This window comes from Serratia sp. CY56464 (assembly GCF_052168435.1).
Taxonomy (GTDB): domain Bacteria; phylum Pseudomonadota; class Gammaproteobacteria; order Enterobacterales; family Enterobacteriaceae; genus Serratia; species Serratia marcescens.
This window is the reverse complement of the sequence record NZ_JBJNMV010000001.1, coordinates 1,489,966-1,502,154: the sequence shown is the minus strand read 5'-3', so window position 1 is coordinate 1,502,154 and position 12,189 is coordinate 1,489,966. Positions and strand designations below refer to the sequence as shown.

11 protein-coding genes and 3 tRNA genes are annotated in these 12,189 nt (G+C 59.0%); 7 read left to right on the top strand and 7 right to left on the bottom strand.

Annotated elements, in window-relative coordinates; genetic code table 11:
• Window positions 1-14: 14 nt before the first annotated feature.
• The 6 genes from sufB to ACJ8KE_RS07230 all read left to right on the top strand — a co-directional run bounded on the left by sufB (window position 15) and on the right by ACJ8KE_RS07230 (window position 6,547).
• The gene (gene sufB / locus ACJ8KE_RS07255) at window positions 15-1,511 is read left to right on the top strand and encodes a Fe-S cluster assembly protein SufB (RefSeq protein ID WP_025302644.1); all 1,497 of its coding nucleotides are present in this window, start codon (window positions 15-17) and stop codon (window positions 1,509-1,511) included.
• 43 nt (window positions 1,512-1,554) lie between these two features.
• Window positions 1,555-2,301, top strand: coding sequence for a Fe-S cluster assembly ATPase SufC (gene sufC, locus ACJ8KE_RS07250; RefSeq protein ID WP_016927936.1), 747 nt, complete (start codon window positions 1,555-1,557; stop codon window positions 2,299-2,301).
• Complete coding sequence (gene sufD, locus ACJ8KE_RS07245) at window positions 2,276-3,562, top strand: Fe-S cluster assembly protein SufD (protein WP_442517186.1); 1,287 nt, start codon at window positions 2,276-2,278, stop codon at window positions 3,560-3,562. The genes sufC and sufD overlap by 26 nt, the downstream gene beginning before the upstream one ends.
• Window positions 3,559-4,785: a cysteine desulfurase SufS gene (gene sufS / locus ACJ8KE_RS07240; RefSeq protein ID WP_049300242.1), complete on the top strand. Its 1,227-nt coding sequence runs from the start codon at window positions 3,559-3,561 to the stop codon at window positions 4,783-4,785. Before sufD ends, sufS begins: the two co-directional genes overlap by 4 nt.
• Before the next feature lie 35 nt (window positions 4,786-4,820).
• Window positions 4,821-5,237, top strand: coding sequence for a cysteine desulfuration protein SufE (sufE, locus tag ACJ8KE_RS07235; RefSeq protein ID WP_004931358.1), 417 nt, complete (start codon window positions 4,821-4,823; stop codon window positions 5,235-5,237).
• 296 nt (window positions 5,238-5,533) lie between these two features.
• Window positions 5,534-6,547 carry a L,D-transpeptidase family protein gene (locus ACJ8KE_RS07230; protein WP_004931356.1) on the top strand — a complete coding sequence of 338 codons (1,014 nt, stop codon included), beginning with the start codon at window positions 5,534-5,536 and terminating at the stop codon, window positions 6,545-6,547.
• Between the two features lie 143 nt (window positions 6,548-6,690).
• Here ACJ8KE_RS07230 and ACJ8KE_RS07225 read toward each other — a convergent pair whose 3' ends face one another.
• The 7 genes from ACJ8KE_RS07225 to ACJ8KE_RS07195 all read right to left on the bottom strand — a co-directional run bounded on the left by ACJ8KE_RS07225 (window position 6,691) and on the right by ACJ8KE_RS07195 (window position 11,297).
• A complete protein-coding gene (locus ACJ8KE_RS07225; protein WP_004931354.1) occupies window positions 6,691-6,927 on the bottom strand; it encodes a major outer membrane lipoprotein in 237 nt (78 codons plus the stop codon).
• A gap of 308 nt (window positions 6,928-7,235) precedes the next feature.
• Window positions 7,236-8,648, bottom strand: coding sequence for a pyruvate kinase PykF (gene pykF, locus ACJ8KE_RS07220; RefSeq protein WP_016927933.1), 1,413 nt, complete (start codon window positions 8,646-8,648; stop codon window positions 7,236-7,238).
• A 393-nt stretch (window positions 8,649-9,041) separates the two neighbouring features.
• Window positions 9,042-9,347, bottom strand: coding sequence for a hypothetical protein (locus ACJ8KE_RS07215; RefSeq protein WP_016927932.1), 306 nt, complete (start codon window positions 9,345-9,347; stop codon window positions 9,042-9,044).
• Between the two features lie 121 nt (window positions 9,348-9,468).
• Window positions 9,469-9,545: transfer RNA gene (locus tag ACJ8KE_RS07210), tRNA-Val, on the bottom strand.
• Between the two features lie 20 nt (window positions 9,546-9,565).
• Window positions 9,566-9,642: transfer RNA gene (locus tag ACJ8KE_RS07205), tRNA-Val, on the bottom strand.
• Window positions 9,643-9,662: 20 nt separating this feature from the next.
• Window positions 9,663-9,739 (bottom strand) — tRNA-Val (locus ACJ8KE_RS07200).
• 181 nt (window positions 9,740-9,920) lie between these two features.
• A complete protein-coding gene (locus ACJ8KE_RS07195; RefSeq protein WP_028128174.1) occupies window positions 9,921-11,297 on the bottom strand; it encodes an MATE family efflux transporter in 1,377 nt (458 codons plus the stop codon).
• A gap of 239 nt (window positions 11,298-11,536) precedes the next feature.
• On the opposite strand from ACJ8KE_RS07195, the gene ACJ8KE_RS07190 reads away from it, so the two are divergent.
• Window positions 11,537-12,187 (top strand): riboflavin synthase, encoded by a 651-nt coding sequence (locus tag ACJ8KE_RS07190; RefSeq protein WP_016927930.1) that lies wholly within the window; start codon window positions 11,537-11,539, stop codon window positions 12,185-12,187.
• Window positions 12,188-12,189 lie beyond the last annotated feature (2 nt).

The following is a 12,189-nucleotide window of genomic DNA, read 5'->3' as shown; positions in this document are numbered from 1 at the left end:
GCGATGCAATCAACATGACACGAAGCAATGTAGAAATGCCTAATGAAGTGCAGGCTTGGGTCAGCGAAGGTCGCTACAAAGAAGGTTTCTTCACCCAGCTGGCAACCGATGAGTTGGCCAAAGGCATCAACGAAGAGGTGGTGCGCGCCATCTCGGCCAAGCGCAACGAACCCGAGTGGATGCTGGAATTCCGCCTCGAGGCCTACCGCGCCTGGCTGCAGATGGAGGAGCCGCACTGGCTGAAGGCCAATTACGAACGTCTGAACTACCAGGACTACAGTTACTATTCGGCGCCGTCCTGCGGCAGCTGCGACGATGCTTGCGGTTCGCAACCCGGCGCCGAGCAGCAACCGGGCGCGGCGACGGAAAAAGATTACCTGACCAGCGAAGTGGAGCTGGCGTTCAACCAGCTCGGCGTACCGGTGCGCGAGGGCAGCGAGGTGGCGGTGGACGCCATCTTCGACTCGGTCTCGGTCGCCACCACCTACCGTGAAAAACTGGCGGAGAGCGGGGTGATCTTCTGCTCGTTCGGCGAAGCGATCCAGGAATACCCGGATCTGGTGCGTCAGTACCTGGGGCGCGTAGTGCCGTCCAACGATAACTTCTTCGCTGCGCTGAACGCCGCGGTGGCCTCCGACGGCACCTTCGTCTATGTGCCGAAAGGCGTGCGCTGTCCGATGGAGCTGTCGACCTATTTCCGCATCAACGCCGCCAAAACCGGCCAGTTCGAGCGCACCATCCTGATCGCCGACGAAGGCAGCTACGTCAGCTATATCGAAGGCTGTTCCGCCCCGGTGCGCGACAGCTACCAGCTGCACGCGGCGGTGGTGGAAGTGATCCTGCATAAAGACGCCGAAGTGAAATACTCGACGGTGCAGAACTGGTTCTCCGGCGGCGAGAGCAAGGGCGGTATCCTCAACTTTGTCACCAAGCGCGCGCTGTGCGAAGGCGCCGGTTCGAAAATGTCCTGGACCCAGTCGGAAACCGGCTCGGCCATCACCTGGAAATACCCGAGCGTGATTTTGCAGGGCGACAACTCGATCGGCGAATTCTTCTCGGTGGCGCTGACCAGCGGCCATCAGCAGGCGGATACCGGCACCAAGATGATCCACATCGGCAAAAACACCAAGTCGACCATCATCGCCAAAGGCATCTCCGCCGGCCACAGCGAGAACACCTATCGCGGCCTGGTGAAAATCCTGCCGGGGGCGGAAAACGCCCGTAATTTTACCCAGTGCGACTCGATGCTGATCGGGCCGGACAGCGGCGCCCACACGTTCCCTTACGTTGAAGCGCGCAACAACAGCGCGCAGCTGGAGCACGAAGCCACCACCTCGAAGATCGGCGATGACCAGCTGTTCTACTGCCTGCAGCGCGGCATCAGCGAGGATGACGCCATTTCGATGATCGTCAACGGTTTCTGCAAGGACGTTTTCTCCGAGCTGCCGCTGGAGTTCGCCGTCGAGGCGCAAAAACTTCTGGCCATCAGCCTGGAACACAGCGTGGGTTAATCGCCGCATTTTTAGCGCCGTCGGCGCTATCTGAGGACACAGCATGTTAAGCATCAAGAATTTGAAAGTCAGCGTGGAAGGCAACGAGATCCTCAAGGGATTGGATCTGGAGATCAAACCGGGCGAAGTGCACGCCATCATGGGGCCGAACGGCTCGGGCAAGAGCACGCTGTCCGCCACGTTGGCCGGGCGTGAAGAATATGAAGTGACCGAAGGGGAAGTCACCTTCAAAGGCAAGGATCTGCTGGAGCTGGATCCGGAAGATCGCGCGGGCGAGGGCGTGTTTCTGGCCTTCCAGTACCCGGTGGAGATCCCCGGCGTCAGCAACCACTTCTTCCTGCAGACATCGGTCAACGCGGTGCGCAAATACCGCGAACAGGAGCCACTGGATCGCTTTGACTTCGCCGATTTCATCGAAGAGAAAATCGCGCTGCTGGACATGCCGGCCGATCTGTTGACCCGTTCGGTCAACGTCGGCTTCTCCGGCGGCGAGAAAAAACGCAACGACATTCTGCAGATGGCGGCGCTGGAACCGGATCTGTGCATTCTCGATGAAACCGACTCCGGCCTGGACATCGATGCGCTCAAGATCGTCGCCAACGGTGTCAACTCGCTACGGGACGGCAAGCGCGCCTTTATCATCGTCACCCACTACCAGCGCATTCTGGACTATATCCAGCCGGATTACGTACACGTACTGTCGCAGGGGCGCATCGTCAAATCCGGTGATTTCTCGCTGGTGAAACAGTTGGAGGAGCAGGGCTATGGCTGGCTTACCGACCAACAGTAATTCAAACGCGCTGCAGCAGCTGTATCGCCTGTTCGAAGGCCGCGGCGGCGAGCGTTCGCCGCATGCGCTGGCGCACTGGCAGCAGGCGCTGCGCCTCGGCTGGCCGACGCGCAAGCATGAAAACTGGAAATACACGCCGCTGGAGAGCCTGCTGGAGCAGCAATTCCTCGAACCGCAGCCCGCCCCGGTGAGCGCAGAGCAGCTCGATGCGCTGGCGCTCGGCATCGATGCCTGTCGGTTGGTGTTTATCGACGGCCGCTACAGCGCCGCGCTGAGCGATGGCGACTTGGGCGATTACCAGTTCGAGTTGACCGCCTATGGCACGCCTCAGGCGTTGCCGGATCCGATCCAGCCGGAGATTTTTCTGCACCTGACCGAAAGCCTGGCGCAGGAAACCAGCCTGATTCGCTTGCCGGCCGGCAAGATCCCTGCACGCCCGCTGTATCTGCTGCACATCAGCAGCGGACGCGGCGCAGCCGGGGAAGTGAACACCGTGCATCACCGCCATCATCTGGAGATCGGGCGCGGGGCTGAGGCGGAAGTGATCGAACACTACGTCAGCCTGGGCGAGGCCGCACACTTCACCGGCGCGCGCCTGACCGCCAATGTGGCGGACAACGCCGGGCTGTTGCACTGCAAGCTGGCGTTTGAGAGCCAGCCAAGCTACCACTTTGCCCACAACGATCTGGTTATCGGCCGCGACGCGCGGGTGAAAAGCGACAGCTTCCTGCTGGGCGCCGGCCTGACGCGGCACAACACCAGCGCGCAGTTGAACGGCGAAGGCGCGAATCTGGTGATCAACAGCCTGGTGCTGCCGGTGGGCAAAGAGATTTGCGACACCCGCACCTATCTGGAGCACAACAAGGGCTATTGCGAAAGCCGGCAGCTGCATAAAACCGTGGTCAGCGATCGCGGCAAGGCGGTGTTCAACGGCATGATCAAAGTGGCCAAGCACGCGATCAAAACCGACGGCCAGATGACCAACCATAACCTGCTGTTGGGCAAGGTGGCAGAAGTGGATACCAAGCCGCAGCTGGAGATCTACGCAGACGACGTCAAGTGCAGCCACGGCGCCACCGTGGGGCGCATCGATGAAGAGCAGCTGTTCTATCTGCAGTCGCGTGGCATCGACAAGCACGCGGCGCAGCAGATGATCATCTTCGCCTTCGCCGCCGAGCTGACCGAAGGCATCGCCAACGACACCATCCGGGAACGGGTGCTGGCTCGCATCGCCCAGCGCCTGCCGGGGGAGGCTGCATGAGTTATCCGATTGAACGCGTACGCGGCGATTTCCCGCTGTTGGCGCGTGAGGTGAACGGCCAACCGCTGGCCTATCTCGACAGCGCCGCCAGCGCGCAGAAACCGCAGGCGGTGATCGACCGTGAGCTGGGGTTCTACCGCCACGGTTATGCGGCGGTGCATCGCGGCATCCACACCCTGAGCGCCGAGGCGACTCAGCAGATGGAAGCGGTGCGGGAACAGGCGGCGCGCTTTATCAATGCCGCCTCGGCGGAAGAGATGGTGTTCGTCAAGGGCACCACCGAAGGCATCAACCTGGTGGCCAACAGCTTTGGCCGCCACCTGCTGCAGCCGGGCGATGCAATTCTCATCACCGAGATGGAGCACCACGCCAACATCGTGCCGTGGCAGATGCTGGCGCAAGAGCGTGGGTTGCAGCTGCGGGTGTGGCCGCTGCAGCCGGACGGCACGCTGGATCTGGCGCGGTTGCCGGAACTGGTCGACGCGTCCTGCAAACTGCTGGCGCTGACCGAGGTCTCCAACGTGCTGGGCACCGTCAACCCGGTGCGCGACATCATCGCCCGCGCCAGAACCCTGGCGCCGGATCTGACGGTGCTGGTGGACGGCGCGCAGGCGGTGATGCACCAGCGCGTCGATGTCCAGGCGCTGGACTGCGATTTCTACGTGTTTTCCGGCCATAAGCTGTATGGCCCTTCCGGCATCGGCATGCTGTATGGCCGCCAGGCGTTGTTGCAGCAGATGCCGCCGTGGGAAGGGGGCGGCTCGATGATCCGGCAGGTCAGCCTGACGGCGGGCACCACCTTCGCCGATCCGCCGTGGCGCTTCGAGGCCGGTTCGCCGAACACCGCCGGCATCATGGGGTTGGGCGCGGCGTTTGATTACGTCGAAGCTTTGAGCCTGAATGCGATCCACGATTATGAACAGTCGCTGATGCATTACGCGCTCGAGGCGCTCAAGCAGGTGCCAACGCTGAAAATCTATGGTCCGGCGCATCGCGCTGGGGTGATCGCCTTTAATTTGGGGGAACACCACGCCTATGACGTCGGCAGCTTCCTCGATCAGTACGGTATCGCCATTCGCACCGGCCATCACTGCGCGATGCCGCTGATGGCGTTTTATCAGGTGCCGAGCATGTGCCGCGCTTCGCTGGCGTTATATAATACCCGCGAAGAGGTGGACCGGCTGGTGGCCGGGCTGCAACGCATTCATCAGCTATTAGGCTAGGCCGGGGCGCGTCCCCGGCGTACAAAAGGATCCCCATGGCGAATTTGCCGGACAAAGATAAATTGGTGCGTAATTTCTCCCGCTGTCTGAACTGGGAGGAGAAATACCTGTACGTGATTGAACTCGGCGCCAAATTGCCGCCGCTGGACGAGGCCGAGCGGCAGGCCGGCAACCTGATCTCCGGCTGTCAGAGCCAGGTGTGGATCGTGATGCGCCGCGATGAGCAGGGGCAGGTCGAGTTTCACGGCGACAGCGACGCGGCGATCGTCAAAGGGCTGCTGGCGGTGGTGTTCATTCTTTATCGTCAATTGACGCCGCAGCAGATCGTCGATCTCGATGTGCGGCCGTTTTTCACCGAGCTGGCGCTCAGCCAACATCTGACGCCTTCGCGCTCACAGGGGCTGGAGGCGATGATCCGCGCCATTCGCAGTAAAGCGGCGCAGCTGGCCTGACCTATAACGCCCTCATCCTCAAGACTCATTGATATCTTCGCTTTGTCAATGAGTCTTTACAATTCACGGTTTTCCCCCGAACAACGCGCCCAATTCAGTGATATTTCAGCAGCTTATCTGTTGACGTTTCGTTGACAATCAATGACGGCGATTACGTTATAACGTGTTGATTTTTAGAGGACTTATTGCCTTTGATACCAGCGTTGCTAGTATTAATCAGGTATTGTCTGATTTACCCACCACCAGGCGCTCGTTAGCCTTGTGGGCGAACCGTCATAAAAAATATAGGGATGATAATGAAACGTGCGTTGAGTTTAATGGGCATGGTCTTCGCCACCGTATTGGCCGGCACGCAGGCCGCCAGTGCGACCGAGTACCCGCTGCCGCCGCCGGACAGCCGTCTGATCGGCGAAAACACCACTTATACCGTGCCAAACGACGGCCGCCCGCTGGAAGCCATCGCCGCTGACTACAAGATCGGTCTGCTGGGCATGCTGGAAGCCAACCCTGGCACTGACCCGTTCCTGCCCAAGCCGGGTACGGTGCTGACCATTCCGACCCAAATGCTGCTGCCTGACACCAAGCGTGAAGGGATCATCGTCAACCTGGCCGAGCTGCGCCTTTATTACTACCCGAAAGGCGAGAACAAAGTGATCGTCTATCCGATCGGCATCGGCCAGACCGGGATGCACACGCCGCTGGAGGTGACCTCCATCAGCCAGAAGATCCCTAATCCGACCTGGACGCCCACCGCCAACATCCGCAAGCGCTATCAATCCCAGGGCGTGACGTTGCCTGCGGTGGTGCCGGCCGGCCCTGAAAACCCGATGGGGCTGTTCGCCCTGCGTCTGGCGATGGGGCGCGGTGAATACCTGATCCACGGCACCAACGCCAACTTCGGTATCGGCATGCGCGTCAGCTCCGGCTGCATTCGTCTGCGTCCGACGGACATCGAGGCGCTGTTCAACATGGTGCCGCGCGGCACGCGGGTGCAAGTGATCAACGATCCGGTGAAGATTTCCGTCGAGCCGGACGGCAAACGCTATGTGGAAGTGCACCAGCCGCTGTCGCGGGTAGAAAGTGATGATCCGCAGACCATGCCGATCGCGTTGTCTAAAGCGGAGAAAGCCTTTGCGGCCGATGGGCAAACCGATCGCGCCGTATTCGATAGCGCGGTTGTACGCCGTTCTGGCATGCCGGTGCTGGTCAACGTAGGGGAGAGCCCGTCGGCGGTGAGTTTGACGCCTGCAGCGGCTCCTGCGGCGAATAAGAGCCCATTCAAGGCAGCGCCAATCAGTTCGGTGAACTAAGTTTGCAGGATTGAGCGGTCGAAGAGGGGTTCAGCGTGCTGAACCTCTTTTTTTTGCCTGCCGTGCAGGCAACATCCAGTGCTGACGGACAGACAAAAAAAAACGGCGCACAATGTGCGCCGTTTTCAATAACCAAAGCTATCTTACTTTTTGTAAGCGTGAGCTTGGTTGTCCAGACGCTGGTTAGCGCGTGCTGCGTCGTCTTTAGCAGCTTGAACGTCAGAACGCATTGCGTTCACGTCGTTGCTCAGCTGATCAACTTTAGCGTTCAGAGTCTGAACGTCAGAAGACAGTTGATCGATTTTAGCGTTGCTAGAGCAGCCAGCCAGCAGAGTGGAACCCAGGATTACCGCGCCCAGTACCAGTTTAGTACGATTCATTATAACACCCTCTAGATTGAGTTAATCTCCATGTAGCGTTACAAGTATTACACAAACTTTTTTCGAAAGAGAATAATTTTTTAGTGTTGAGGTGCTTTATTTTGATCGTTCGCTCAAACTTGCATCTGGTTTTACAAATTAGTTAAAAAAACGAGGGAAAACAGCCGGCTTCCATGGGACTACTCCGATTCTTTATTAGCTAAATAATGAGCGGATCGCGGTTGCGTTTTGAGAAAAATAGTTTACTGCTGATAAAAAAAACGCCGCAAAGCGGCGTTTTGATCAAGACAATTATGTCACGTTTTATATTACAGCACGTGTACCGAGGCCGTGTTGGTGGTGCCGCTTGGCACCAGCGCGCCGGAAACCATCACCACGACGTCGCCTTTCTGCGCCAGGCCGCTGGCTAGGGCGGCTTCTTTACCGATGCGGTAGAAGTCGTCGGTAGAGGCGATTTCCTTGACCATCTGCGGAATGACGCCTTTGCTCAGCACCAGCTGATGCGCGGTAGTTTCATTGGTGGTCAGCGCCAGGATCACCGCGTTCGGGAAGTATTTACGCACGGATTTCGCCGATTTACCGCCGCTGGTGGCGACCACGATCAGCGGCGCGTCCAGTTTCTCGGCGGTTTCAACCGCGCCGCGGCACACCGCTTCGGTGATGCGCAGCTTGCGGCGATCGTTCAGGGAGTCGATGCGGCTAGGCATCACGCGATCGGTGCGCTCGCAGATGGTTGCCATGATGTTGACCGCTTCCAGCGGGTATTTGCCCTTGGCGCTCTCGCCGGACAGCATGACGGCATCGGTGCCGTCCAGGATGGCGTTGGCGACGTCGCCGGCTTCCGCGCGGGTAGGGCGCGGGTTTTTGATCATGGAATCGAGCATCTGGGTGGCGGTGATGACCACTTTACGCGCGCGGTTGCATTTCTCGATCATCATCTTCTGGGCGAAGATCACTTCTTCTACCGGGATCTCGACGCCCAGATCGCCACGGGCAACCATGATGCCATCGGACGCTTCGAGGATTTCGTCGAAATTGTTCAGGCCTTCCTGGTTTTCGATCTTGGAGATGATCTGGATCTGCTCGCCGCCGTGGGCTTTCAGGTGCTCGCGGATCTCCAGCACATCGGAGCGTTTGCGGATGAAGGATGCCGCCACGAAGTCGACGCCTTGCTCGCAGCCGAAGATCAGGTCGCGTTTGTCTTTTTCGGCCAGCGCAGGCAGTTGGATGGACACGCCCGGCAGGTTGACGCCCTTGTTCTCGCCCAGGTCGCCGTTGTTCAGCACCTTGCAAATGACTTCGTTCTCGGTCACGTTGGTGACTTCCATGCCGATCAGGCCGTCGTCAACCAGCACGGTGTTGCCGATCTTCAGGTCGGCGGCGAAGCCGGCGTAGGTGACCGCTACGCGATCGCTGTTGCCGATCACGCTCTGGTCGGTGGTGAAGGTGAAGGTTTGGCCGGCGACCAGCGAGGCGTCTTTACCGCCTTCCAGTTTCATGGTGCGAATTTCCGGGCCTTTGGTATCCAGCAGGATGCCGGCGTTGATACCGGTTTTCGCCATCACGGCGCGCATGTTCTTGATGCGGTTGCCGTGCTCTTCATAGTCGCCGTGAGAGAAGTTGAGACGCATCACGTTCATGCCCGCATTAAGCAGGTTGGTCAGCATTTCTTCCGATTCGGTTTTTGGACCGATGGTACAAACAATTTTGGTCTTTTTCATGGCGGAGTTTTCTACAAGTTGTGATGGATAAAAAAACGAATTTGACCGGCGTTGTTTACGCCGATAGGGAATTTGAGCCGTGCCTGGTGGTGAAAAACATAGTTAAGGATAGGTGACGACAGTTGAAGTGGGGCGGAAAAATTCAGCCCGCGCGGGGGCGCGGAGATGCTGCGCAACGGGGTGAGATCACATCGTGTTGTTATTGCGTTTTCGCAGATCAAGGGCTGAAACCATTCAACTGATAGACGTTGCGCATTATAAAGGCTAAGCGGCGGGAAACAAAATAAAAAACCGCGGCGGTGTGGCGGATATGTCAAAACGGGGGCAAATGTGGCGCAAATGCAACGCGTTGCGCACCGCTTGTTGCGCAAATAACCTTGCTGTAAATATGGCTTAGCGCGTTTGCGGGATTTCCAGCAGCACGCCAGCGCTCAGGCAGAAGCAGCCGCTGGCGACGTTGGCCGGCAGGGTCAGGCTCTCGCCGGCACGTACTATCCGGGTGTCGCCGCCGAGGGTGAACTCGAATTCGCCGGATATCACCCGGGTTTGCCGCGCGTGCGCGGGCTTTTGCAGTTGGCCGAAGGCGCCGGCCTCGAAACGCACTTCCGCCGCCGGCGAACCGTCGCTCATCACGCCTTCACGGCGGGCAAGGCCATTGTCGAGCGGTAAAAAGGCGGTTTTGGCGGTGAAGGTGGTCATGTGGCGTTCCTGATGGCTGATGGCGGTAGTTCGGCGCAATCGACATGAAAAATCGAACGGTCGGGCAGAGACGAAACAACGGGAAGTATAACGCGATAGGGGAATAGATGAATCAGCAATATGGTGCGTCCGAGTGGACTCGAACCACCGACCCCCACCATGTCAAGGTGGTGCTCTAACCAACTGAGCTACGGACGCACTGCGCTGCTTCTGAAATTTGGTGCGTCCGAGTGGACTCGAACCACCGACCCCCACCATGTCAAGGTGGTGCTCTAACCAACTGAGCTACGGACGCACTGTACTGCTTCTGGAATTTGGTGCGTCCGAGTGGACTCGAACCACCGACCCCCACCATGTCAAGGTGGTGCTCTAACCAACTGAGCTACGGACGCATCTTTTCCTGTCTGTCATGGCTGACAGCGGGGACGAATATTAACGAGCTACCTGCGTGCTGGCAAGGGGAAAAGCGCAATTTTATTCGGTATTTCACGCGATTGCTGAGGTTGTGCGCAGTCCGGCGTTTTTTTCCGCAAACCGCGACCCGGCCGGGGAGGAAACCGGCCGGGCGCGGGTTCAGCGCGTGGATCGCTGCAGAATGACGGCGGTCGGCTGTTTCTGCAGCCAGCGCATGCGCAGCGCCATCATGATGGCGGCGAAGGTCAGGCCGATGATAAAGCCGATCCAGAAACCGCTTGGCCCCATCGCCGGCACCACCGCATCGGTTAACGCCAGCAGATAGCCGCTCGGTAGGCCCAACACCCAATAAGCGATAAAGGTGATGAAGAAGATCGCGCGGGTATCTTTATAACCGCGCAGCACGCCGCTGCCGATCACCTGGACCGAATCCGAGATCTGGTACAGCGCCGCCAGCAGCATCAACTGCGAGGCCATCGCCACCACCGCCGGGCTGTCGTTGTACAGCAGGGCGATCGGTTCGCGGAAAGTGGCGGTAAACAGCGCGGTGCAAACGGCCATGGTGATACCGACGCCGATGGCGGAGTAAGCGGCGACGCGCGCGCCTTCGACCGAACCTTCCCCCAGACGATAACCGACGCGGATGGTGGCGCCGACGCCCAGCGACAGCGGCAGCACAAACATCAGCGCGCTGAAGTTAAGCGCGATCTGGTGGCCGGCGACCGCGACGATCCCGAGCGGCGAAACCAGCAGCGCCACCACCGCGAACAGCGTGACTTCGAAGAACAGCGCCAGCGCCACCGGCATGCCGATGCCGATCAGGCGCTTCAGCGCCGCCCAGTCCGGGCTGCCGAGATCGCCTGCCTGTCGCTTGATGTCGCGCTGCGACGGCGCGCGCTTCACGTACCAGCGCATCATCAGGAACATGATCCAGTAGACGCTGCCGGTGGCGACGCCGCAGCCGACGCCACCCAACTCCGGCATGCCGAACTTGCCGTAGATAAAGATGTAGTTGATCGGGATATTCACCAGCAGGCCGAGGAAGCCGATCACCATGCCGGGCTTGGTTTTGGACAGCCCTTCACACTGGTTGCGCATCACCTGGAAGAACAGGTAACCCGGCGCCCCCCACATGATGGCGTGCAGATAACCGACGGCTTTATCCGCCAACTGCGGATCGATGTTGTGCATCATGTCGATGACGAACTTGCAGTTATACAGCACGACGATCAACAGCACGGACACGCCGGAGGCCAGCCAGAAGCCCTGACGTACCTGATGGGCGATGCGATCACGACGGCCGGCGCCGTTGAGCTGGGCGATCACCGGGGTCAGCGCCAGCAGCAGGCCGTGGCCGAACAAAATGGCCGGCAGCCAGATCGAGGTGCCGACCGCCACCGCTGCCATGTCGGTGGCGCTGTAAGCGCCGGCCATGATGGTATCCACCACGCCCATGGCGGTTTGCGATATTTGCGCGATGATGACCGGGATAGCGAGAGCCAATAAACTACGCGCTTCAATTAAGTACTTCTGCACGCATACACCTTTTCTATTTATATATGTGGGAGGGAGGGCTGCCGCGAGAGGACAACAATTAAAATAGCGGAATTTTGTCAAAAAGATTGTACCTGCTCGGCGCCGTTAAGCAAACGCCGCAGATAAAGAGTTATTAAATGCGCAGCCATTCGTTTTTTGCCGTCGCGGATTTGGTTTTCAGCGCCAACTGGGGCAAACTGCCGGTAGCGTTTTAACCTATTTAGCAAGAAGAGGCACATATGTTCACCGGTATCGTACAAGGCACCGCGCCGTTGGTCGCCATTGATGAGAAACCCAATTTCCGCACCCACGTGATCGAAATGCCTGCCGAGCTGCTGCCGGGGCTGGAGCTGGGCGCGTCGGTGGCGCATAACGGCTGCTGCCTGACCGTCACCGCGGTAGAAGGCAACCGCGTCAGCTTTGATTTGATCAAGGAAACGCTGCGCCTGACCAACCTCGGCGATCTGGCGCTGGGCGACATCGTCAATATCGAGCGCGCGGCGAAATTCAATGATGAAATTGGCGGTCATTTGATGTCCGGCCATATTATCTGCACGGCGGAAGTGGCCAAAATTTATACCTCGGAAAATAACCGCCAGGTATGGCTGCGCATGCCGAATGCGGAATTGATGAAATATGTGCTGCACAAAGGTTTCATCGGCATCGACGGCATTAGCCTGACCATCGGTGAAGTGGTGAATAACCGTTTCTGCGTGCACCTGATCCCGGAAACGCTGGATCGCACCACGCTGGGTAAGAAACGCCTCGGCGACAAGGTGAACATCGAGATCGATCCGCAAACGCAGGCGGTGGTGGACACCGTCGAGCGCGTGCTGGCCAATCGGGAAGCGACGTTGGCCGCGGCGATGGCGCCGGCGCACAAAGACTGACA

What these genes read in the sequence shown, in the direction of transcription:
- sufB (WP_025302644.1), top strand. Translation starts at nt 15, where the DNA reads ATGACACGAAGCAATGTAGAAATGCCTAATGAAGTGCAGGCTTGGGTC.
- sufD (WP_442517186.1), top strand. Translation starts at nt 2,276, where the DNA reads ATGGCTGGCTTACCGACCAACAGTAATTCAAACGCGCTGCAGCAGCTG.
- ACJ8KE_RS07230 (WP_004931356.1), top strand. Translation starts at nt 5,534, where the DNA reads ATGAAACGTGCGTTGAGTTTAATGGGCATGGTCTTCGCCACCGTATTG.
- sufE (WP_004931358.1), top strand. Translation starts at nt 4,821, where the DNA reads ATGGCGAATTTGCCGGACAAAGATAAATTGGTGCGTAATTTCTCCCGC.
- pykF (WP_016927933.1), bottom strand. Translation starts at nt 8,648, where the DNA reads ATGAAAAAGACCAAAATTGTTTGTACCATCGGTCCAAAAACCGAATCG.
- ACJ8KE_RS07215 (WP_016927932.1), bottom strand. Translation starts at nt 9,347, where the DNA reads ATGACCACCTTCACCGCCAAAACCGCCTTTTTACCGCTCGACAATGGC.
- ACJ8KE_RS07225 (WP_004931354.1), bottom strand. Translation starts at nt 6,927, where the DNA reads ATGAATCGTACTAAACTGGTACTGGGCGCGGTAATCCTGGGTTCCACT.
- sufC (WP_016927936.1), top strand. Translation starts at nt 1,555, where the DNA reads ATGTTAAGCATCAAGAATTTGAAAGTCAGCGTGGAAGGCAACGAGATC.
- ACJ8KE_RS07190 (WP_016927930.1), top strand. Translation starts at nt 11,537, where the DNA reads ATGTTCACCGGTATCGTACAAGGCACCGCGCCGTTGGTCGCCATTGAT.
- sufS (WP_049300242.1), top strand. Translation starts at nt 3,559, where the DNA reads ATGAGTTATCCGATTGAACGCGTACGCGGCGATTTCCCGCTGTTGGCG.